This is a genomic window from Pseudomonas sp. HS6-2 (assembly GCF_049325675.2).
Lineage (GTDB): Bacteria > Pseudomonadota > Gammaproteobacteria > Pseudomonadales > Pseudomonadaceae > Aquipseudomonas > Aquipseudomonas putida_N.
Map to the genome: position 1 here is coordinate 5,975,300 of NZ_CM143906.1, position 22,003 is coordinate 5,997,302.

Annotated in this window: 18 protein-coding genes; 8 read left to right on the plus strand and 10 right to left on the minus strand. The window is 62.5% G+C overall.

Translation table 11 applies throughout. The annotated features are described in order from the left end of the window. Positions 1–72: 72 nt before the first annotated feature. Positions 73–972, minus strand: coding sequence for an Hsp33 family molecular chaperone HslO (hslO, locus tag ACOKS3_RS28015; RefSeq protein ID WP_103448596.1), 900 nt, complete (start codon positions 970–972; stop codon positions 73–75). Positions 973–1,091: 119 nt separating this feature from the next. On the opposite strand from hslO, the gene ACOKS3_RS28020 reads away from it, so the two are divergent. Continuing rightward, the gene (locus tag ACOKS3_RS28020) at positions 1,092–1,886 is read left to right on the plus strand and encodes a phosphatase PAP2 family protein (RefSeq protein WP_103448595.1); all 795 of its coding nucleotides are present in this window, start codon (positions 1,092–1,094) and stop codon (positions 1,884–1,886) included. Positions 1,887–1,985: 99 nt separating this feature from the next. On the opposite strand, the gene ACOKS3_RS28025 is transcribed toward ACOKS3_RS28020, so the two are convergent. Then, a complete protein-coding gene (locus ACOKS3_RS28025; RefSeq protein ID WP_103448594.1) occupies positions 1,986–2,387 on the minus strand; it encodes an RNA-binding S4 domain-containing protein in 402 nt (133 codons plus the stop codon). 109 nt (positions 2,388–2,496) lie between these two features. Between ACOKS3_RS28025 and rimB the strand changes: the two genes are divergently transcribed. Together rimB and rimK are read left to right on the plus strand one after the other, a co-directional pair. Further along, positions 2,497–2,979, plus strand: coding sequence for a retropepsin-like aspartic endopeptidase RimB (gene rimB / locus ACOKS3_RS28030; RefSeq protein ID WP_422764462.1), 483 nt, complete (start codon positions 2,497–2,499; stop codon positions 2,977–2,979). Further along, positions 2,976–3,881: a 30S ribosomal protein S6--L-glutamate ligase gene (gene rimK, locus ACOKS3_RS28035; protein WP_103448592.1), complete on the plus strand. Its 906-nt coding sequence runs from the start codon at positions 2,976–2,978 to the stop codon at positions 3,879–3,881. The genes rimB and rimK overlap by 4 nt, the downstream gene beginning before the upstream one ends. Before the next feature lie 57 nt (positions 3,882–3,938). Here rimK and ACOKS3_RS28040 read toward each other — a convergent pair whose 3' ends face one another. After that, a complete protein-coding gene (locus tag ACOKS3_RS28040) occupies positions 3,939–5,252 on the minus strand; it encodes an ATP-binding protein (RefSeq protein WP_103448591.1) in 1,314 nt (437 codons plus the stop codon). Between the two features lie 13 nt (positions 5,253–5,265). After that, positions 5,266–6,006, minus strand: a complete 741-nt coding sequence (gene ompR / locus ACOKS3_RS28045) for an osmolarity response regulator transcription factor OmpR (RefSeq protein ID WP_085273867.1) — start codon at positions 6,004–6,006, stop codon at positions 5,266–5,268. A gap of 217 nt (positions 6,007–6,223) precedes the next feature. On the opposite strand from ompR, the gene ACOKS3_RS28050 reads away from it, so the two are divergent. The 5 genes from ACOKS3_RS28050 to ACOKS3_RS28070 all read left to right on the plus strand — a co-directional run bounded on the left by ACOKS3_RS28050 (position 6,224) and on the right by ACOKS3_RS28070 (position 16,876). Continuing rightward, positions 6,224–8,548: a Tex family protein gene (locus ACOKS3_RS28050; RefSeq protein ID WP_103448590.1), complete on the plus strand. Its 2,325-nt coding sequence runs from the start codon at positions 6,224–6,226 to the stop codon at positions 8,546–8,548. Next, positions 8,548–8,931: a PaaI family thioesterase gene (locus ACOKS3_RS28055; RefSeq protein WP_422764463.1), complete on the plus strand. Its 384-nt coding sequence runs from the start codon at positions 8,548–8,550 to the stop codon at positions 8,929–8,931. Before ACOKS3_RS28050 ends, ACOKS3_RS28055 begins: the two co-directional genes overlap by 1 nt. 154 nt (positions 8,932–9,085) lie before the next feature. Further along, complete coding sequence (gene gshA, locus ACOKS3_RS28060; protein ID WP_181004527.1) at positions 9,086–10,663, plus strand: glutamate--cysteine ligase; 1,578 nt, start codon at positions 9,086–9,088, stop codon at positions 10,661–10,663. Further along, positions 10,663–11,298 (plus strand): TetR/AcrR family transcriptional regulator, encoded by a 636-nt coding sequence (locus tag ACOKS3_RS28065; RefSeq protein WP_103448587.1) that lies wholly within the window; start codon positions 10,663–10,665, stop codon positions 11,296–11,298. The genes gshA and ACOKS3_RS28065 overlap by 1 nt, the downstream gene beginning before the upstream one ends. A gap of 85 nt (positions 11,299–11,383) precedes the next feature. Then, a complete protein-coding gene (locus ACOKS3_RS28070; protein WP_422764464.1) occupies positions 11,384–16,876 on the plus strand; it encodes a dermonecrotic toxin domain-containing protein in 5,493 nt (1,830 codons plus the stop codon). Positions 16,877–16,922: 46 nt separating this feature from the next. Here the strand turns inward: ACOKS3_RS28070 and ACOKS3_RS28075 are convergent, their stop codons facing one another. The 6 genes from ACOKS3_RS28075 to ACOKS3_RS28100 form a co-directional block, all read right to left on the minus strand. Next, positions 16,923–17,138 (minus strand): TOBE domain-containing protein, encoded by a 216-nt coding sequence (locus ACOKS3_RS28075; protein ID WP_008095172.1) that lies wholly within the window; start codon positions 17,136–17,138, stop codon positions 16,923–16,925. A gap of 44 nt (positions 17,139–17,182) precedes the next feature. Then, positions 17,183–17,995, minus strand: coding sequence for an aliphatic sulfonates ABC transporter ATP-binding protein (gene ssuB, locus ACOKS3_RS28080; RefSeq protein ID WP_103448585.1), 813 nt, complete (start codon positions 17,993–17,995; stop codon positions 17,183–17,185). Next, positions 17,992–18,789 (minus strand): aliphatic sulfonate ABC transporter permease SsuC, encoded by a 798-nt coding sequence (gene ssuC, locus ACOKS3_RS28085; protein WP_422764465.1) that lies wholly within the window; start codon positions 18,787–18,789, stop codon positions 17,992–17,994. The genes ssuB and ssuC overlap by 4 nt, the downstream gene beginning before the upstream one ends. A gap of 10 nt (positions 18,790–18,799) precedes the next feature. Next, positions 18,800–19,948, minus strand: coding sequence for an FMNH2-dependent alkanesulfonate monooxygenase (ssuD, locus tag ACOKS3_RS28090; RefSeq protein WP_103448583.1), 1,149 nt, complete (start codon positions 19,946–19,948; stop codon positions 18,800–18,802). A 60-nt stretch (positions 19,949–20,008) separates the two neighbouring features. Then, complete coding sequence (locus ACOKS3_RS28095) at positions 20,009–20,974, minus strand: sulfonate ABC transporter substrate-binding protein (RefSeq protein ID WP_103448582.1); 966 nt, start codon at positions 20,972–20,974, stop codon at positions 20,009–20,011. Between the two features lie 282 nt (positions 20,975–21,256). Continuing rightward, on the minus strand, positions 21,257–21,895 hold the full coding sequence (locus ACOKS3_RS28100) for a peroxiredoxin (RefSeq protein ID WP_027917624.1): 639 nt from the start codon (positions 21,893–21,895) through the stop codon (positions 21,257–21,259). Positions 21,896–22,003: the final 108 nt, after the last annotated feature.

Sequence of the window (22,003 nt, forward strand, 5' to 3'; positions counted from 1 at the left end):
AAAAGTAGGCCCCTCCTGTCAGAACTGCGCTTTTGCGCAATTCGACAGGAGATTCCCCTGTAATTAAACGTTTCAGTGGCGAGTTTCTGACGCCGCATCCGTGCCGCCACCGGCAAACAGTTGCGCAACATCGCTGGCATCGAAGAAATAGCGTTGGTTACAGAACTGGCAATCAATCTCCACCGTGCCGCCGCACTCCTCGACCAGCGCCTTGGCATCGTGCTCGCCCAAACTGACCAGCGCATTGCCGGAACGTTCGCGCGAACAGCTGCACTTGAAGCGCAGCGGCTGGATGTCGAACAGGCGTACCGCGTCTTCGTGATAAAGACGGTGCAGCAGGGTTTCGTTGTCTTCCGACCACTCTTCGGGCTTGAGCGTCTTGGCCAGGGCAATCACGTGCTGCCAGCTGTCTTCGCGTTCTTCATCGTCCGGCTGGCGATCGCGCGGCAGCTGCTGCAGCAGCAGGCCACGGGCCTTGCCACCTTCGGCGTTGAGCCAGAAGCGGGTGTTGAGCTGCTGCGACTGCACGAAGTAGTTGGTGAAGCACTCCGACAAGTTGGCGCCGTCCAGATCGACGGTGCCCTGGTAGCGCTGGCCCTTGACCGGATCGATGGTCAAGGTCAGGTGGCCGCCGGGCATCAACTGCTCCAGGGTGGCATCGGCCGGGATCTGCTCCGCTTCATAGCGGGCCATGCCGCGGATGTCGCGCTCGCCCGAGCATTCGACCATCAGCAGCGGGATCGGCCCTTCGGAACGCGCCTGCAGAATCAGCAGGCCGTCGAACTTCAGCGCGCCCACCAGCAAGGCGGTAGCGGCCATCAGTTCGCCAAGCAATGCCTGCACCGGCTGCGGGTACTCATGACGCGCCAGCACCGCGGCGTAGCTGTCATCGAGAGACACCCACTCGCCGCGCACATCGCGCTCGTCGAAGATGAAACGTTGGGTGAAATCGGTATCAGGCAAATCGCTCATAGGTTTTGGCTATCTGAAAATGATGACAAAATAGTTACACGAGATGTCGAATCACTGCGATATCCCGTGGTTGAGCGCTCACGAAGCGCTCTGATTACTGTTTGCAATAGAGGTATTTTATGGACAATCGACCACTGTTCCAAGCAAGGTGGTCCTGGGGACCATTGGCAGCCTGTACGCTGCTTCCCATCGCTCTACTGTGTTTCTGGTTATGGCCTATTGGCCAGATACTGTGCCTGACTTTCGACGAGTGGCTATTCCATAGCCTCAACACGCCACTGGCCGACAACACGACCTGGCGCTACATCTGGACCATCGGCAGCCTGCGCCCCTTCGACATCGTCGTCGGCCTGACCCTTCTGGCCGTGCTGATTCGTGGCAACTGGGTGTTCAAGGCCAGCCAGGTTCGCGAAGCCTTCTTTGGCTTTCTGGTCACGCTGCTCCTATTAGTGGTGATTCGCGCGCTGTTTTCCAAGTGGGTGGATGCAATGGGTTGGCAACATGAAAGCCCATCGATGGTGTTCGACAACGTGGTGCACCTCAGCAGCTACTACCCGAACCTGGAAAAAGCCTGGGAGCTGAAGGACCGTTCCAGCAACAGTTTCCCAGGTGATCACGCCTCGGTGCTGCTGATCTGGGCACTGTTCATGAGTCTGTTCAGCCGCCGCCTGGTGCAGCACCTTGTGGTCTGGGGCCTGGCGTTCCTGTTCATGATGCCGCGGCTGGTGGCCGGGGCGCACTGGGGGCAGGACGATTACATTGGCGGCCTGCTGATGGCGGTACTGGCGTTGGGCTGGAGTTGTCATACGCCGTTGGCGGCCAAGGGCAGTGCCTTGCTGCTGCGCTGGACGGCGCCGTTGTTCGCTATCGTTAAGAAAGTGCCGTTGGTCGGGCGATTGGCGGTGATCCGCTAGGGCCCTGGAGCTGCTTTGTAGCCCTTTCGCGACACAAGGTCCGCTCCTACAGGTGCACGCGCTCCCTTGAGGTGCGAAAGGGCCGCACGGCGGCCCCAGCTATTCAAAGCTCCCATGCAGCTGGTGAATCTGCCGCCGCTGCTTCTTGTTCGGCCGGCCATCGGTAGTCACCCCCATCGCCCCTGCCTTGCGCATCTCGGCAGCCTGCTCGCGGCGGCGCACACTCTCTTCAGTCTCTTCATACAGCGTCTGCGCTTCCGGCGCCCCACGCCGCACCAGCGACAGCCCCTTGACCACGACCGTGCGCTCGTCGAACCCGGTACGCAGCACGAACTCATCGCCCACCCGCGGCTCCTTGCCCGGTTTGCAGCGCTCACCCCGGCAATGCACCTTGCCGCTCTCGATCGCCGCCTTGGCCAGCGCGCGGGTCTTGTAGAACCGCGCCGCCCACAGCCATTTGTCCAGGCGGACCTTGTCGTCTTCCTCGGCTTTTTGTGCCATCTCGTTACCTCGAATTCTGTCTTTCATCGAACTGTACTACCGTAACTGACGGATGCAAAAAGTCCCCGCCGTGCTTACAGTTCACCACCTTATCCGCAGGGTGTGCTTTGTGAAGAAATTTGACCATCTGACAGTCATCGGCCTGCGCGAGTGGGTGGCCCTGCCCGACCTCGGCGTGGCGGGCTTGCGCGCCAAGATCGACACCGGCGCCAGCACCTCCAGCCTGCATGCCACCGAAGTCGAGCCGTTCGAGCGTGACGGCAAACCATGGGTGCGCTTCACCGCCCACCTTGGCTCGGTCGTGCAACTGCGCCACCGCCGCTGTGAAGCGCCGCTGGTGACCATGAAGACCATCAAGAGCTCCAACGGCCAGGCGCAGACCCGTTATGTGATTCGCACCACTCTGGCCCTGGGCGATGCGGTCTGGGAAGTCGAGTTCACCCTGGCCTGCCGCAAGAACATGCGCTATCGCCTGCTGCTGGGCTCCAAAGCGCTCATACACGGCCAACTGGTGGTCAACCCCGGCCTGAAATACGTACAAGACAAACCGGCCTATCCGGCCACCCTCTCCCCTGTCACAGGTGCTGCATGAAGATCGCTGTGCTGTCGCGCAATCCGCGTCTGTATTCCACCCGCCGTCTGGTCGAAGCCGGTACCCAGCGGGGCCATGAAATGGTGGTGATCGACACCCTGCGGGCCTACATGAACATCGCCAGCCACAAGCCGCAGATCCACTACCGCGGCAAGCCGCTGGAAGGCTTCGATGCGGTAATCCCGCGCATCGGCGCCTCAGTGACCTTCTACGGCTGCGCGGTGCTGCGTCAGTTCGAGATGATGGGTGTGTACCCGCTGAACGAATCGGTGGCCATTGCCCGTTCGCGTGACAAGCTGCGCTCGCTGCAATTGCTGTCGCGTCGTGGCATTGGCCTGCCGATTACCGGTTTCGCCCACTCGCCGGATGACATCCCCGACCTGATCCAGATGGTCAATGGCGCGCCACTGGTGATCAAGGTGCTGGAAGGCACCCAAGGCATCGGTGTGGTGCTGTGCGAAACCACCAAGGCCGCCGAGTCGGTGATCGAGGCGTTCATGGGGCTGAAGCAGAACATCATGGTCCAGGAATACATCAAGGAGGCCGGCGGTGCGGATATCCGCTGCTTCGTGGTAGGCGACAAGGTAATCGCGTCGATGAAACGCCAGGCCAAACCAGGAGAGTTCCGCTCCAACCTGCACCGCGGTGGGGTAGCCAGCCTGATCAAGATCACCCCCGAAGAGCGCATGACGGCCATTCGTGCCGCCAAGGTGATGGGGCTGAGCGTCGCGGGTGTGGATATCCTGCGCTCCAACCACGGGCCGCTGGTGATGGAAGTGAACTCGTCGCCTGGGCTGGAAGGGATCGAAACGACCACCGGCAAGAACGTGGCTGCGATGATCATCGAGCACCTGGAGAAGAATGGCGGGCCGAATCAGACCCGCACCAAAGGCAAAGGCTGATTCAAGCCTGCACCGGCCCCTGTGGGAGCGACTTTAGCGCGAAGAGGCCGGTGCACCTCACACCGCATTACGCGGCAACAGCAAGCCTAGAGGCAGTCGCACCCGTGCCTCGATCCCACCGCCGGAGCGGTTGCGCAACTCGACATTCCCGCCATGCTGCGCCGCGATCCGCTTGACGATAGCCAAGCCCAACCCGGTTCCCTTGCCCCCGCGTGCACGGTCCCCGCGAATGAACGGATTGAAGATGGTTTCCAGCTCCGATTCGTCGATGCCGGTACCCCGGTCCAACACGCTGAGCACCACATACGGCGCGCTCTCGTCTCCAGACACATAGGCCGCCACCTCGACGCCCTTGCCAGCGTGATGCAGTGCATTGCCGATCAGGTTGCCGAGCATGCGCTTGAGCGAAACCCTGCGCAGCGGGAACGGCGGAATCGGCTCCAGGCACAGGCGCACACGTTCTTCCGGTTGGTTATAGGGCGCCACCACCTCGCGCACCAGGTCGGCCAGGTCGACCTCCTCGACCGGCTCGTCCCGCCCATCGCGAATGAACGCGAGGAACTGGTCGAGAATCGCGTCCATGTCCTCGATGTCGCGGACCATGTCATCACTCAGCTCGTTGTCGCTGTTCAGCAGCGACAGCGACAGCCGCAGGCGCGTGAGCGGCGTACGCAGGTCATGGGAAACCCCCGCCAGCATCAGCTCTCGCTCACGACCGGCCTGTTCGACATCTTCAGCCATCTGGTTGAAGGCCCGGTAAACCTCGGTCATTTCGCTTGGCGTGTCGCTGATCGGCAAGCGCACGCTGCGCCCCTGGCCTACCTGCCGGGCGGCGAATACCAGGCGTTTCAACGGCTGGTTCAGCTGGCGCACGAAGATCCACGCCGAGGCGGTGGACAACAGGCCGATGGCCAGGAACCAGCCCAGCACGTTCCAGATCTTCTGCCCACGCAGCGGATGCGGGTACAACGGCACCTTGAGCCAGCCCGGGCCCAGGCTCGGTGCGTTCACCCACAGCGCTGGTGGCGCATGTATGCGCAGGCGCACCTCGGTGTCTTCACCCAGCTCGGCCTGCATCTGCCGCTGGTAGATCTCGCTGTAAGGCCAGTGCTGCTCACCCTCGGGCACGCCGGAACCGGTGACCCGGATCAGCCCGGCGGCTTCGGCGATCTTGTCACGGTTTTCTTCATCCGCCGCCCAATAGGCGCGCAGGGTCAGTGCCACACCGTGGCTGTACTGCCGATCGACCAGCACGTCCTCGTTCATCAGCAGGTAGACCAGCGTCAGTGCCTTGGAGAACAGGACAACGATCAGTACCAGCCACAGGGTGCGGGCAAAGAAGCTTTGCGGGAACCAGAGCGGCGTTTTCATCGACGGCGAAGCATCATTTGCCAGCGTTTCCGTCTGGTACGAACACGTAGCCTACGCCCCAGACCGTCTGGATGTAGCGTGGCTTGGACGGGTCCGGTTCGATCATGCGGCGCAGGCGCGAGATCTGCACGTCGATGGAGCGCTCCAGGGCGTCCCACTCGCGGCCACGGGCCAGGTTCATGAGCTTGTCGCGGGTCAGCGGCTCGCGGGCGTGCATCACCAGCGCCTTGAGCACGGCAAACTCACCGGTGGTGAGCATGTGCACTTCGTCGCCACGCTTGAGTTCACGGGTGGCCAACGACAGCTCGTAGTCGCCGAACGTGACCGACTCGTCCTCGCTGCCCGGGGCACCCGGCACGCTCGGTGCCTGGCGGCGCAGCACGGCCTTTACCCGCGCCATCAGCTCGTCAGGGTTGAACGGCTTGCCCAGGTAGTCGTCAGCGCCCAGCTCCAGGCCCTTGATGCGGCTGAGCTCGTCACCCTTGGCGGTGAGCATGATGATCGGAATCTGGTTGTTCGACTGGCGCAGGCGCTTGCAGGCAGACAGGCCATCTTCGCCTGGCAGCATCAGGTCGAGCACCACCAGGTTGAACACTTCGCGCGCCAGCAGGCGGTCCATCTGTTCGGTGTTGGGCACCGCGCGGGCGCGGTAGCCCTTGCTGGTGAAGAAACGTTCCAGCAGGCTGCTCAGCCCCGGATCGTCGTCGACGATGAGAATCTTGTCACCTTCAGCGGTGTTTGCGGTGCCGGTCATGAATAACTCCTCTGATATCGCCGCGCATTATGGCGTAGCCATTGCTGCACGTTGCGTGAGCATTGTTAGCAGATTTTTCCCCGGACGCCAGTTCCGGCTGGCCGGGCGCCATCACCGCAAGCCGTTTGCGATGGGTATAATGCGCGGCTTTCATCCAGCGCCACCGGGCCTAATGCCCACCGGCGACCCCCGTATTCACAAATGTCAGGTGGTTTACATGGACAGCATCAACAGCCGTATCGCCGAGGAACTGGGCGTACGCCCCCAGCAGGTCGAGGCGGCCGTGGGCCTGTTGGACGAAGGCTCGACCGTGCCTTTCATCGCCCGTTACCGCAAGGAAGTGACCGGTAGCCTCGACGACACTCAGCTGCGCCACCTGGAAGAGCGCCTGCGCTACCTACGCGAACTCGACGAGCGCCGCGCCAGCATCCTGTCCAGCATCGAGGAACAGGGCAAGCTGACCCCGGAACTGGCCCGCGAGATCAAGCTGGCCGACACCAAGACCCGCCTCGAAGACCTCTACCTGCCGTACAAACAGAAGCGCCGCACCAAGGGCCAGATCGCCCTGGAAGCAGGCCTCGGCGAACTGGCCGACGGCCTCTTCAACGACCCGAACCTGGCCCCGGAAAGCGAAGCCGCACGCTTCATCGACGCGGAAAAAGGCGTGTCCGACGTCAAGGCCGCGCTGGAAGGCGCCAAGTACATCCTCATGGAGCGCTTCGCCGAGGACGCCGCCCTGCTCGAAAAGCTGCGCAACTTCCTCAAGCAGGAAGCGGTGCTCAGCGCCCGCGTGGTGGCCGGCAAGGAAGAAGAAGGCGCCAAGTTCCGCGACTACTTCGCGCATGACGAACTGCTGCGCACCACCCCGTCGCACCGTGCCCTGGCGATCTTCCGCGGGCGCAACGAGGGCGTGCTGAGCGCCTCGCTCAAGGTCGGCGAAGAGCTGCCCGGCACCCTGCACCCTTGCGAACTGATGATCGGCAACCACGTCGGCATCGAAAACCGCAGCCGCCCAGCCGACAAATGGTTGGGCGAGGTGGTGCGCTGGACCTGGAAGGTCAAGCTCTACACCCACCTGGAAACCGACTTGTTCGGCGAGCTGCGCGACAACGCCGAAGGCGAGGCGATCAACGTCTTCGCCCACAACCTGCACGACCTGCTGCTGGCCGCCCCGGCCGGCCCGCGCGCCACCCTGGGCTTCGACCCGGGCCTGCGCACCGGCTGCAAGATCGCCGTGGTCGATGCCACCGGGAAACTGCTGGACCACACCACGGTCTACCCGCACGCGCCGAAGAACGACTGGGACCGCACCATTTCCATCATGGCCGCCCTGTGCGCCAAGCATTCGGTGGAGCTGATCGCCATCGGCAACGGCACCGCCAGCCGCGAGAGCGACAAGCTGGTGGCCGAGCTGGTGAAGAAGTACCCGGCACTGAAGATCACCAAGATCATGGTCTCCGAGGCAGGAGCGTCGGTGTACTCGGCGTCTGAACTGGCCGCCCGCGAATTCCCGGATCTGGACGTATCGATCCGTGGTGCCGTGTCGATTGCCCGCCGCCTGCAGGACCCGCTGGCCGAACTGGTGAAGATCGACCCGAAATCCATCGGGGTCGGCCAGTACCAGCACGACGTTTCGCAAATCAAGCTGGCCCGTGGCCTGGACGCCGTGGTCGAGGACTGCGTGAACGCCGTCGGCGTCGACGTGAATACTGCTTCGGTGGCGCTGCTGACCCGTATTTCGGGCCTGAACGCGACCCTGGCGCAGAACATCGTCGCCCACCGCGACGCCAACGGCCCGTTCACTACCCGTGCAGCACTGAAAAAGGTCAGCCGCCTCGGTGAGAAAACCTTCGAACAGGCCGCCGGCTTCCTCCGTGTGATGAACGGCGACAACCCGCTCGACGCCTCCGCCGTGCACCCTGAGGCCTACCCGCTGGTGCAGCGCATCGCCGCCGACACCGACCGCGACATCCGCTCGCTGATCGGCGACAGCGGTTTCCTCAAGCGCCTGGACCCGAAAAAGTTCACCGACGAGACCTTCGGCCTGCCGACCGTCACCGACATCCTCCAGGAACTGGACAAACCCGGCCGTGACCCACGCCCGGAGTTCAAGACCGCCACCTTCCAGGACGGCGTCGAGGACCTCAAGGACCTGGAGCCGGGCATGATCCTCGAAGGCGTGGTGACCAACGTCACCAACTTCGGTGCCTTTGTCGACATCGGCGTGCACCAGGACGGCCTGGTGCACATCTCGGCGCTGTCGGAGAAGTTCGTCAAGGACCCGCGTGAAGCGGTCAAGGCCGGCGACGTGGTCAAGGTCAAAGTCATGGAAGTGGACATCCCGCGCAAGCGGGTCGGCCTGTCCATGCGCATGAGCGACACCCCGGGCGAGAAAGTTGAAGGCAACCGTGGCGGCAACCGTGGCAATGGCGGCAACCGCCAGCAGCAGGCGCCGCGCCAGCGTGAAACCGTCACTGCAGCCCCGGCCAACAATGCCATGGCCGCCCTGTTCGCCAACGCCAAGCAGCTGAAGAAGAAGTAATGGACATCCCCAAGGAAGTGCTCCAAAGCGCCTACAGCCAGCTCCTTGGCTGCCGCGTGCAACGCCTGGATACAGGCGTTGCCGAGGTAGCCCTGGCGCTCGAGCCGCACCTGCGCAACCGCGGCCAGAAGCTGCACGGCGGGGCAATCTTCAGCCTGGTGGACATCGCCATGGGCCTGGCCTGCTCGGCCAGCCACGGTTTCGACCAGCAGAGCGTGACCATCGAATGCAAGATCAACTACATGCGCGCCGTCAGCGATGGTGAAGTGCTGTGCACCGCCCGAGTGCTGCACGCCGGGCGCCGTACCCTGGTGGTCGACGCCGACGTAGTTCAAGGCGACAAACTGGTGGCGAAAGCGCAAGGAACCTTCGCGGTTCTCTAGCTCACCAAGGGGTATCTGCGGTATTTTTCGGCAGTGCGCTGGCACTGCCGGAACCGCGTAAACCAGGCGACAACGCCAGTTCCTTTTTTCCTACCCTTGTAGACCGTCATCTCTACCCCCATATTGGGGCGACTGACGCGTGAAGGAATACATCTTGAGCGACCTCCTCAACCGCCGCCTGAGCCTGCTCGGCGCCAATCTTCCCCTGCTCAAGCTGTGCCTGCACGGTATTGAGCGCGAATGCCTGCGCGTGACCGACGAAGGTCGCCTGGCCCAGACCCCGCACCCCGAGGCACTGGGATCGGCGCTGACCAACGAGCAGATCACCACCGATTATTCCGAGTCGCTACTGGAGTTCATCACTCCAGCCCTGGCCGACCCGGCCAAGGTGCTCGAAAGCCTCGAGCAGACCCACCGCTTCGTCTACAGCAAGCTTGGCGACGAATACCTGTGGAGCCCGTCGATGCCTTGCACGCTGCCGGCCGAGGAGGACATCCCGATCGCCGAGTACGGCACCTCGAACATCGGCAAGCTCAAGCACGTCTACCGCAAGGGCCTGGCCCTGCGTTACGGCCGCACCATGCAGTGCATCGCCGGCATTCATTACAACTTCTCGCTGCCCGAAGCGCTGTGGCCGTTGCTGCGCGATAGCGAAGGCAGCGAGGAAAGCGACCGCGACTACCAGTCCTCGGCGTACATTGCGCTGATCCGCAACTTCCGCCGCTACAGCTGGCTGCTGATGTACCTGTTCGGCGCCTCGCCGGCACTGGACAAAGGCTTCCTGCGTGGCCGCCCGCACCAGCTCGAAGAGCTCGATGCCGAAACCCTGTACCTGCCCTACGCCACCAGCCTGCGCATGAGCGACCTGGGCTACCAGAGCAACGCCCAGGCCGGCCTAACGCCCTGCTACAACAACCTCGCCAGCTACACCGACAGCCTGCGCAAGGCCGTGGGCACGCCCTACCCACCTTACGTCGAGGTCGGTACGCATGTGGATGGCGAATGGGTGCAGCTGAACACCAACATCCTGCAGATCGAGAACGAGTACTACTCGAACATCCGCCCTAAACGCGTCACCTACACCGGCGAGCGGCCGATCCAGGCGCTGACTTCGCGCGGCGTGCAGTACGTCGAAGTGCGCTGCCTGGACATCAACCCGTTCCTGCCGGTGGGCATCGACCTGACCGAAGCGCGCTTCCTCGACGCCTTCCTGCTGTTCTGTGCCCTCGAAGAAAGCCCGCAGCTGGACAACGGCGAGTGCGGCCAGTGCACCAGCAACTTCCTTACCGTGGTCAAGGAAGGCCGTCGCCCGGGCCTGGAACTGCAGCGCAACGGCCAGCCCATCGCCCTGCGCGAATGGGCCACCAAGCTGATCAGCCGCATCGGCAAGCTGGCGGAGTTGCTCGACCGCGCCCAGGGTGGCAACGAGCACGCCAAGGCCCTAGCCACCCAGCAGGCCAAGGTCGAGGACGCCTCGCTGACCCCGTCGGCCCAAGTGCTGGCGCGCATGACCGAGCATGACGAAACTTTCGTCCAGTTCTCCCTGCGCCAGAGCCGCCTGCACGCCGAGACTTTCCGCGAGCAGCCACTGTCAGCCGAGCAGCAACAGGCCTTCGAGACCCTGGCGCGCGAGTCGCTCGCCAAGCAGTCCGAGCTGGAACAAGAAGAGGTCGGTGACTTCGACCTGTTCGTTGGCGCCTACCAGGCCAGCATTCTGGCGATCAGCAACTGATGAGCCGCACCGCTACCCCGCGCAAGCCCCGCGCCAGCAGCCAGGCCAGGATCGAAGCGATCCTGGCGGCCGCGCGCGAGCTGCTGGCTGAACAAGGGGTGGCAGCCCTGTCGATCTACAACGTGGCCGAGCGGGCGCAGATTCCACCGTCGTCGGTCTACCACTTCTTTGCCAGCGTCCCGGCCTTGCTGGAAGCGTTGACCGCTGATGTGCACAGGGCATTTCGCGAGGCTTTGAGTGCACCGATCGACAGCAGTACCCTCACCACCTGGCACCAACTGTCGCGGCTGATCGAGCAGCGCATGCTCGACATCTACCGCGAGGATGCCGCGGCTCGACAGCTGATCCTTGCCCAGCATGGCCTGAGTGAAGTGGTCCAGGCCGACAGGCTGCACGACATGGAGCTGGGCGACCTGATGCACAGCTTGTTCAGTCGTCACTTCCAGTTGCCGGTGATGCCGAGCGATGTCGATGTATTTGCCTTGGCCATGGAGCTGAGCGACCGCGTCTATGCGCGTTCGATGCAGTTGTTCGAGCAGATCACGCCGCGTATGGCAGAAGAAGGCATGCGGGTGTTCGAGGCGTATCTGGCGCTCTATCTGCCACCCTTCCTGCCAAGACGCATCGACGCCTGAGCAGTAATAACTACCACCGGGCGCAACACAACGATCGTTTCAATGAGGTTTCAGCGTACGCGCAACCTCAGAGAGACCCTTGTTCATGCCCCCTTCAAAAGCGCCCCTTGCCGTCACCCTCGAAACGCTCGACTTGGCCGGCCGTGTCAGTCACGACCATCAGCTGCCAGGCATGGGCAACCTGCTTGCAGCCGCTCGAAGAACCTTGACCCCAGCCGCCAGGCAGCTACGAAACCTGTTGAGCCAGGCGCCCAACCTGCATCAGACCGTGCGTAACGCATTGCAGGCGAACCTGCAGATCTCGCCTGACGCCTGCGGCTTGCGCCATGCCGATAGCCAAGTGACCTTGCTGACCTTCGCCGCCCGCCTGCTGGCTAGCCCGGTGTTCGCCAATCCTTTTGCGCACTGGTCTACCTGGGGCTTCGACGAGAGCACAGCACACGCGCAAATGACCGCCGCACAGTGGGCGACCCACCTCATCCCGATCGTGAACGCGGCGAAGCTGCACACTCCGCTCAACTACTGGGGAGGGCGTATGCCGGGGACAGACATTTCACGGCAAACCCACGCAGTCAATCTGCTACGTCTGCATTTCAACTGCAGCCTGGACATTGCATACGGCCGGGGCGCACTGAGCATCAACAGTTGGCAGCAAGGCCGGCAACCATCACCACGCCACGCGCAGTTGCAATGGCGACTGGCGACTGGCAGAACACTGACCAGCACGGCTGCGCTGGTGATCGCCCCCGCGCCCGGCCAGGCGCATTGGCTGATCTATATTCCGGGCACGCTGAACAGTGTGCAGCAATTCGTCAACCTCAAGAGTCTGCGCGACTGGATCTACCAGAATCGCTTCAGGTTCTGGTCGGACCCAAGGGATCCGATAACGGCCGGCACCCGCGACGACGTTCTGGTCACCGAGGTTCAAGGCGACGGCATCAGCCTGTTCATGGAACAGACCTTGCGCCAGCATCAGGAAATCATTGACCACTACCTGCTCGAGGCCTGCAGGCAAAGTGAAACCGATCCTTTGGAGTGGACCGCCTTGCAGGCTTGGGAAAACGAGCGTGGCGAAATGGTTCCAAAGGCTCTGGACCCTACCGTCGAAGCAGCCATCGATGAAGTGATCACCAAAGATGCTGCGCTGCCGGAAGAGGAAGTGCACTTTGCCTGTTTGGAGCAACACTTGCCCACAGGCTGGCGCCAACGGCTTGTCGAGCGCCAGGAAACGCTGCTGGAACAGTACCTGGGCAGTGACCTGAAACTCACCTCAGACAAGGTATCGCTGTTACGAGAGCGCCAGGCGTTGCTCGACCAGCTGCAGGACGCGCATGACACATACCTTCTGGAGCTGCCCGATCCAGTGACCAGTACCGACCTGCAGCAGCGCGTAGGTGCAGTAACGCGGATAGAACAGATCGCCGACGGGCTGTGTCAGGCTTTGCTGAAAGAAGCGCGCCTGCAGCATACATTGAGTGATCTGTCCGCCAGCCACCTGGACTGGATAGAAAGGCTCGTCGAAAGGCCTGAAGCAAGCCTGCAACGCCCAGTGCAAGCCAGCACACTGGAACTGGTCAGCGTAGATCGCAAGTGGCAGTTGCGTGGCTACATGACGTTTCGCGCCATCCCGAAGGATGACGAGGAGGCAGAAGACCAAACGGTGCTGCTGTACCGTCCAGGCCTGCGTGGCGGACTGATGGCCTTCGAAGACGAATCAGCGCTTGCCAGGCGACTGCTTGCCACGCTTCAAGGCGCATGGCCCGATGCCCTGCTGGAGTCGACGCAGCCAGCCGATGAAATGCAGATCCTGCAAGCATTGTCGGACTCACCTTCGGTGACCTTCACCCACGTTCCCGTGTCGTCGCATTTCATGCAGCACTGCGTGCAGGCCATTGCAGCCGGCTTGCCTGCCGACACCAGCCGGGAGCAAGCCCGGCAGCGCCTGTGCATAAGCGAGAACCGCGCCAGGGCGGTAGCCTTGGCACGCTTTGCTGAACAGAACCGCAGCAGCCACATCCACGAGCAATTGAGTGCGTTGCGCCACCTTGACGCAAACCAGCTCACCGCGCTGAGCGCCCAGACCGACGCCCTGAAAGATGCGCTGTGTGCCTCCAGCGAGCTGCTCAAGCTGAGCTTGCCATCACGCAAGCACTTTGCGCAGCTCAGGCTGAATGCCCATCTACGCCGTGAGTTCTCCCGGCAGTCATTACCGCACATTACCCTCGACATCGCCGACAGCGTGACCATCAGGCGCGAAGTGACGGGCCAATCGGCGCTAGGTGGAGCTGGATCACGAGAAGTGCCCGTATTCAGCACGTCGCGTAGCGAAGTGACGCTGGCGTCTTTCATGTTATGGGCACTGGATGATCAGCGGCGCCTGCGTTTGAACAATGCCAACGTCAGGTTCGAGCCAGCGGCAGATCTCTCTCTGCAACGCACATTGACGCCTGCCTACCTGGCCGACCTGATTCAGCAGCTGGATATCGCCGGGAGCTACGAAAAACGCATCACCCAAACGTATCTTGGCTTTGAACACGAGTCTGACTGGCAAGTGCAATGGCGCCAGGAAACCCTTCGCACCCCATACGAAATTCGCCTGCAACTGCTGACGACGAGCCGACCGACCAGCCTGGCAGCCGACGGTCAGCAGCTTTTGGAAACGTTCTGCAGCGAACAGCTCGACGCCGTTACCAGCAGAACGATCAAGTACCATTCGGTGATGCTCAAGCCAGGCACGGCAGCAAATGGCTCCAGCGACAGCGTGGGGCTGTCGGGCATCTACCTGATCGAGGGCGCTGCTGGTCCCGTACTGTTGTACATGCCCGATGCGCCTAATGGCAAAGTCATCAGCCAGTACCCAAGCCCCACAGCTGCCTGCCAGGCACTGCAGGACATGGCGCTGGACAGCAAGATGGCTCAATACCTGGCCACCCAGTCCCAATCGGGCAACCCCGATCACCTTGAAAGCTACATCAACACCGCCCTGCAACAAAACTTCCAAGGCTTCATCGAGCCAGGCCCAACACGTTCCGAGTCCTTGCCTACACATGAATGCCGCCAGGAGATGGGCGAGCACATACGCAAACACCGCGCCACGTCACGCAGCCAGGACGACCTGGCCCTCGCCGAGCCTGAAATTGCCATTCGACACTTGTTCCTGGGTTTGAGAATAGCGTTCGGCATCTTGCCGGGCGTTGGTACGGCCATGGCACTGTACGATGGCTGGCATGCATCGTTCGCTGCGGTCAGGGCCTTCGAGCATGGCCAGCAGGAAGAGGGCCTTCAGCATCTGGTCAGCCTGCTGCAGTCATTGACCGATGCCATGATGTCGCTCGTGCCGCTGGCTGCCACCCCCGGCAATCCTGCAGTAGCGGCCCGACTGCTGACCCAGCAACGACAGCGCCTTGACCCGCTGCGACCGTTGCCCGCCATTCGCAAGGCGCCCCTCAGCCCATTCGTGGGCTACGAGGCAGAATTGCCAACCGGCCCCATGCTGCCCTCGACGTTACCGCAAGGGGCGGGCGTGTTCGAACACGTGGCAACGCGGCAGCGCTACATATCGAGGAACGGCACTTGGTACACCGTCGAGTGGGACCCGGCATATCTCACCTGGAGGCTCAAACCCCAAGGTACTCGTTCTTATCGGCAACCCGTACGGCTGAGTGAACAGGGCATCTGGGAAACCCCCGGCAGGCTCAGCGGGCTGCTGGTCGACAATGGCCTGGAGGGTGGCGGCGGTGCCCTCACCACGCTCTACAACCAAGGGGTTGCCTTTTGGCGTCAAGCCATTCGTCGACAACCACGACAACTGACCGGCATGGACCTCGCGCATGACATAAACGACGAACTGAAACGCATCAGAACCCGTATGGGTGCCAAGCAAGCGGACTACCGCATGGCCGTACATGCGGTCGCCGAAGGAGCTCAACCAAGCGACTCTCAACGCGCGGCGATCGTCAGTGCACGCAAACAACTGAGCGATGAACTCAACCGGAATATCGAGTTCAACGCACGCAGTATCGCGCGTCTGAGGGAGCAGCGTGCAACGCTGAGCAGGGCGGACTACAGCAGGTTCACGGCGCTGTGCGAGGCAAACATCAGCGAAATGAGCGTGCTCGACATGCGCCTGGCGTCTGCTCGCCTCACCTTTGCTGCGGCCCAAGTGGAACTCGCGGCCGCCGCCATCCAGGCCCTGCCCGCCCCTTCAGCCCCTGTTGCAGTGGTGAAACCCCTGACCCTGGCCTCACTGAGGGCGAACCAGGAAATGATCGAAACCTTGCAGGAGATCGAGCGCCTGGCCATACGTCACCAAGCCAGGCTCATTCACCTGCAGGGCAATGCACGGGCCGAGTACCTCAAGCTGGCAGAAAGTACAGGACTTACCCTGGACGTCGACAGTGCACGCCTGGTTCGGGCATCAATCCTCTCGACCACGTTGTTCAACGAAAGCGCCGTGGAACACTCCCTGTTGAGCTCGTTCATGGATCACTTCCATGAGCAAGGGGTTGCCTTGCGCAGTACCCTTTTCAGTCACCTGAAATTACCCAGGGCCGGGCTTTCCCGCGCCCAGGAGCGTACATTTCTGAGCAGCGCGCAAAACCGCTACGCTCGCTACCTGAGCCATCTCACGGCTTGGGAGGACAACTTCCACGACTTGCTGTCGCCAAACGAAACCCGTGCGTTCCGCCAACTGATGCGCCAGCTCATGGATGACATCGAGGAGCATCTCGGCAGGACCACCGCCGGCCGGCATCGCCCAGACATCCAGCCTGATCGCGGCCCCAGCCGCCCGCGCTTGTTCGAGACCGTGGAGGGGCCGCTTATCGGCGAAGCCTTCAGCGAGCGGGGGCAGCCACGCATGCGCATCAATCAGCCCAACTCCGACCGCCTGCACACGGTCTATGCCAAGGATGATGCAGGCCGGTGGCGGTTATCCACAGCCGAGCGCGCAGCCCCCACGCAGTCACTGTCGAACCTGGTGGATGCTGCCAACGCCCGACTGGATGATGTCGCCAGGCAGCAGGCCAGGTTGCGCCGCTATCAGACAGCCGATGCAGTCCCTCTTGACCTGGAAGACATCGCCCAGGGGCATGCCCAGCAACTGCGCTTCATTGCCGACAGGGTCCGCCAGAAGGCCGGCCGCTCGATCATCCCCGAGCACACTGCCCTTTCGCAAAGACTGGAAGCTGCCGCCGAGCAGATGCAGGACCTTGGCCGCCAGCTACGAATCGCCCAGACCAAGGCCACCCGCAAACCGACCGTCGGCTACCTGGAATACCTGGTTGAACAGCATGAGGTGGAGGTGGCTTGGTCCCGCACGTTGAAGCCGAAACTGGACCACAAGGGCAAGCCGATCGAATATCTGGAGGAATACCGCATCAATGACCTGGGTACCGGGCAGCCACTGTGGTATGCCCACTTTCACTTCCGGCAGAAACCGGCGCAGGGTTTCTCACGGCTGGAAGCGGGGCACCTGAAACTGGCCAGTGAACGCGACCTGGGCACAGGCGCCTGGCGGGGAAGCATGAGCGAAACGCAAGCCAGCCGACTGTTCGCCAACCTGCGGCCGGCCGGTTGAGCCAGCATCACCACCTGGGCTGGCAGGCAGCCCAGGTGGTGAATGCTTACAGCTTGGCGATAGACACTTCGGTCGATTTCACGAAGGCGATCACTTCGCTGCCCACCTGCAGTTCCAACTCTTTCACGGAGCGGGTAGTAATCACCGAAGTGACGATACCCGACGCTGTCTGCACGTCGATTTCCGACAGTACCGGGCCTTCGAGGATTTCTTTCACGGTGCCTTTGAACTGGTTGCGGACGTTGATGGCTTTGATGGTCATGGCTTGATTCCTTCTCTTTGGCTTCAGTCTGGTCAGTGGGTCATTCAGTGCGCCCAGCGCAATTGCGTGGGCAAAGGGGCTACGGGGTCCGGCTCGGGCGGCGTGCCCGGGGCCGACAGAACACGGTTGAGCACTTCGCTTTCCAGCGCGGCCAGGCGCTGCGAACCACGCGCTCTGGGCCGAGCCAGATCGACAGTGAGGTCCAGGCCGACTTCGCCGTCCTCGATCAGGATTACCCGGTCAGCGACGGCCACCGCCTCGTTGACGTCGTGGGTCACCAGCAGCACGGTAAAACCGTGCTGACGCCACAGGCGTTCGATCAGTTGCTGCATCTCGATGCGAGTCAGCGCATCCAGCGCGCCCAGCGGCTCATCCAGCAGCAGCAAGCGCGGTTGATGGATCAAGGCACGGGCCAGGGCCACGCGCTGCTTCTGGCCACCGGACAACGCGGCCGGCCATTCATTGGCGCGATCGGCCAGGCCAACCGCCTCCAGGGCATCCAGCGCACGCTGGCGCCAATCACCGCGCAGGCCCAGGCCGACGTTGTCGATCACCTTCTTCCATGGCAGCAGGCGCGCGTCCTGAAACATCAGGCGGGTCTCCTCACGGGCCGCACTCAGCGGCGCGGCGCCAGCCAGCAACTCGCCGGAGGTCGGCTGGTCGAGCCCCGCCAACAGACGGAGCAAGGTGCTCTTGCCGCAACCACTGCGACCGACGATGGCGACGAACTGGCCGGCCGGAATGTGCAGGTCGATGCCTTTCAACACATCCCGCTGGCCGAAGGTCTTACGCAGGCCGCTGGCGGCCAGCGGGATGCCACGCAACAGGCGTGGCGGCTGTTCCTTGAGCACGGTCATGCGCCCTCCTTCTTCGCCACTTGATAGGCCGGGTGCCAGCGCAGCCATATCCGTTCCAGGCCGCGGGCGGCGAGGTCGGCGAGCTTGCCGAGCACGGCATACAGGACGATGGCCAGCACCACCACGTCGGTTTGCAGGAACTCTCGCGCATTCATGGCCAGGTAACCGATGCCGGCATTGGCCGAAATGGTCTCGGCGACGATCAACGTCAGCCACATGAAGCCCAGGGCGAAGCGCACCCCGACCAGAATCGAAGGCAGCGCACCGGGCAGGATCACCTGGCGGAACAGGCCGAAGCCGGACAGGCCATAACTACGGGCCATCTCCACCAGTGCCGGGTCGACATTGCGAATGCCGTGGTAGGTGTTCAGGTAGATCGGGAACAGCGTGCCCAGCGCGACCAGGAAGATCTTCGCCGACTCGTCGATACCGAACCACAGGATCACCAGCGGGATCAGCGCTAGGTGTGGCACGTTGCGGATCATCTGCACCGAGCTGTCGAGCAGGCGTTCGCCCCAGTTCGACAGGCCGGTGATGAAACCCAGCACCAGGCCGATGCTGCCGCCGATCACGAAGCCAATCCCGGCCCGCCAGCCACTGATGGCCAGGTGGGTCCAGATTTCACCGCTGCGCACCAGCTCTATACCCGCACTGACCACCGAACTCGGCGCAGGCAGGATGCGGGTCGACAGCCAGCCGGCGCTGACCGCCAGTTGCCAGGCCGCCAGCAGCAGCACTGGCAGGGCCCATGGCGCCAGACGCTGGCTAAGGGTGGTGGAGGTTGCACGACTCATGGCCCGGCCCTCAGCTCTGCGCGACGGACTTGGGCAGGATGTCGTTGGCGACCATTTCGCCGAACGGGCTCACGTAGCCGCCAGCCTTGGCCTGCTCCGGGCGCTGCACATCGAGGTGCGGGAACAGCAGTTCGGCCACCCGGTACGACTCTTCCAGGTGTGGATAACCAGAGAAGATAAAGGTATCGATACCCAGCTCGGCGTATTCCTTGACCCGTGCCGCCACGGTCGGGCCATCGCCGACCAGCGCGGTGCCGGCACCGCCACGCACCAGGCCGACACCGGCCCAGAGGTTGGGGCTGACTTCCAGGTTGTCGCGGTTGCCCTTGTGCAGGGCCGCCATGCGCTGCTGGCCGACCGAGTCGAAACGCGCCAGCGAGGCCTGGGCACGGGCAATGGTGTCGTCGTCCAGGTGCGAAATCAGCTTGTCAGCGGCAGCCCAGGCTTCTTCGTTGGTCTCCCTCACGATCACGTGCAGGCGGATGCCGAAGCGTACTTCCCGGCCCTGAGCGGCAGCTTTCTCACGTACCTGGGCGATCTTCTCGGCAACGGCGCTCGGCGGCTCGCCCCAGGTCAGGTAAAGCTCGACCTGCTCGGCTGCGAGGTCCTGGGCCGCGTCCGACGAACCACCAAAGTACAGCGGCGGACGCGGCTGCTGGATCGGTGGATAGAGCAGCTTGGCGCCCTTCACCTGGATGTGCTTGCCGTCGTAGTCGACGGTTTCGCCTTCCAGCACCTTGCGCCAGATGCGGGTGAACTCGACCGAGGCTTCGTAGCGCTCCTGGTGGTTCAGGTGCAGGCCGTCACCGGCCAGTTCATCCGGGTCGCCCCCGGTCACCAGGTTGAATAGCGCACGGCCGTTGGACAGCCGATCGAGGGTCGCGGCCTGGCGTGCGGCCACGGTCGGCGAAATGATGCCTGGGCGCAGGGCTACCAGGAACTTCAGGCGCTGGGTCACCGGAATCAGCGACGCCGCCACTAACCAGGAGTCTTCGCAGGAACGCCCGGTAGGGATCAACACCCCTCCGAAACCCAGGCGGTCGGCGGCCTGGGCGATTTGCTGCAGGTAACCGTGATCGACCGCGCGGGCGCCGTCGGAAGTGCCCAGGTACTTGCCGTCACCGTGGGTAGGAAGGAACCAGAATATGTTAAGGCTCATTGGAGTTGTCTCCTCAAGGGTGGCGAGGGCCAGGGCGGTGCCCCGGCGCAGGCGAATCAATCAAGGCGCGGTGGCGACCTTGGCCGGGGGTGTCCAGATCACGTCCTTGATGCTCAGCGGCTTGGGAATCAGCTTGAGCGCCTGGAAGGTGTCGGCGATCTTCTGTTGTGCGGCCACCACTTGCGGGGTGAGCGGCTGGGCACCGTATCCTTGGCGCTTGACCGAGGTCAGGGTGATATCGCCGGGCAGGCCGAGCAATGGCGCGACCTGGTCGGTGACTTCCTGCGGGTTGGCCTGGGACCACTGGCCCACGGCACGCACTTCGTCGATCAGGGTGCTGATCACCGCCGGGTGTTGGGTGGCGTAGTTGCGGGTAGCCAGGTAGAACTGGTGGTTGTCGACCAGGCCCTTGCCGTCACGCAGGGTACGGGCCTGCAGCTGTTGCTCGGCGGCGGCCTGGTACGGGTCCCAGATTACCCAGGCATCGACACTGCCACGCTCGAAGGCGGCGCGGGCATCGGCAGGCGGCAGGTAGACGGGCTGGATGTCGCTGTAATTGAGGCCGGCATCTTCCAGAGCGCGGACCAGCAGGTAATGAACGTTGGAGCCTTTGTTGAAGGCGACTTTCTTGCCTTTGAGTTCTTTCACCGACTGGATCGGCGAACCTTTCGGCACGAGGATGGCTTCGCTGTGCGGCGCTGGCGGCTCATAGGCCACGTAGAGCAGGTCGGCGCCAGCGGCCTGGGCGAACACGGGCGGTGTCTCGCCGGTGACACCGAAGTCGATCGAGCCGACGTTCAGCCCTTCAAGCAGCTGTGGGCCGCCAGGGAACTCGGTCCACTGCACTTGCACACCCTGCTCGGCCAGGCGCTTTTCCAGCGTGCCTTTGGCCTTGAGCAACACCAGGGTGCCGTACTTCTGGTAACCGATTCGCAGGCTTTCGGCCTGGGCTTGGGTGATGGCGCCGAAGGACACAGCCGCCGCAAACAGGGCGACCAGACCACGACGCAAGAAGACTGTGCGCATGGCGCTCTCCTGTGCGATTGAGGTTCGGGTTGCACCTGCTTGCCTCGTTGGCGGGCGAGTAAGGTGGTGGAGCAATGGCTCGGCCGGTCAGTAGTTTCGGCGTTGCCTGGTGTTCTGTTGGAGTGACATTACCAGCCCGTACATATATCTAGAAATCATATTTTTTCATTTGTTTATTCCATTTTAATTTGAGTCATTCAGGTTTTTACAGCCATAAAAAAGGGCCGTCGAAACGGCCCGAAAATCCCTGCTATGGCTAAGAGCAATGCAACGAGAAATTCATCAGCGATTAGGCTGCGGGGTCAGCCGCAGATAGGGTTTCACCGCCCGATAACCTTTCGGGAAGCGCTGCTTGATCTCGTCTTCGTCCTTCAGCGAAGGCACGATCACAACCTCGTCGCCGTCCTGCCAGTTACCTGGCGTGGCGACCTTGTGGTTGTCGGTGAGCTGCAGCGAGTCGATCACCCGCAGGATTTCGTTGAAGTTGCGCCCGGTACTGGCCGGATAGGTAATGGTCAGGCGCACCTTCTTGTTCGGGTCGATGACGAACAGCGAACGCACGGTGAGGGTGTCGCTGGCATTGGGGTGAATCAAGTCGTACAGGTCGGACACCTTGCGGTCGGCGTCGGCGATGATCGGGAAGTTGACCACGGTGTTCTGGGTCTCATTGATATCCTCGATCCACTTGTGGTGCGAATCGACCGGGTCGACCGACAGAGCGATGGCCTTCACGCCGCGCTTGGCGAAGTCTTCCTTGAGCTTTGCAGTCAGGCCCAGTTCGGTGGTGCATACCGGGGTAAAGTCTGCCGGGTGGGAAAACAGCACACCCCAGCTGCTGCCCAGCCATTCGTGGAAGCGGATCTTGCCTTCACTGGATTCCTGCTCGAAGTCCGGGGCGATGTCGCCGAGTTTGAGGCTCATGGGGTGCGGCTCCTGTGCTGTGTTCTGGCGTGTGGGTTCAATGTGCCTGCATTCGATGAGAAACAAAAAGAATAAATAACGATTTATTTATAACTTTTACGCATACGA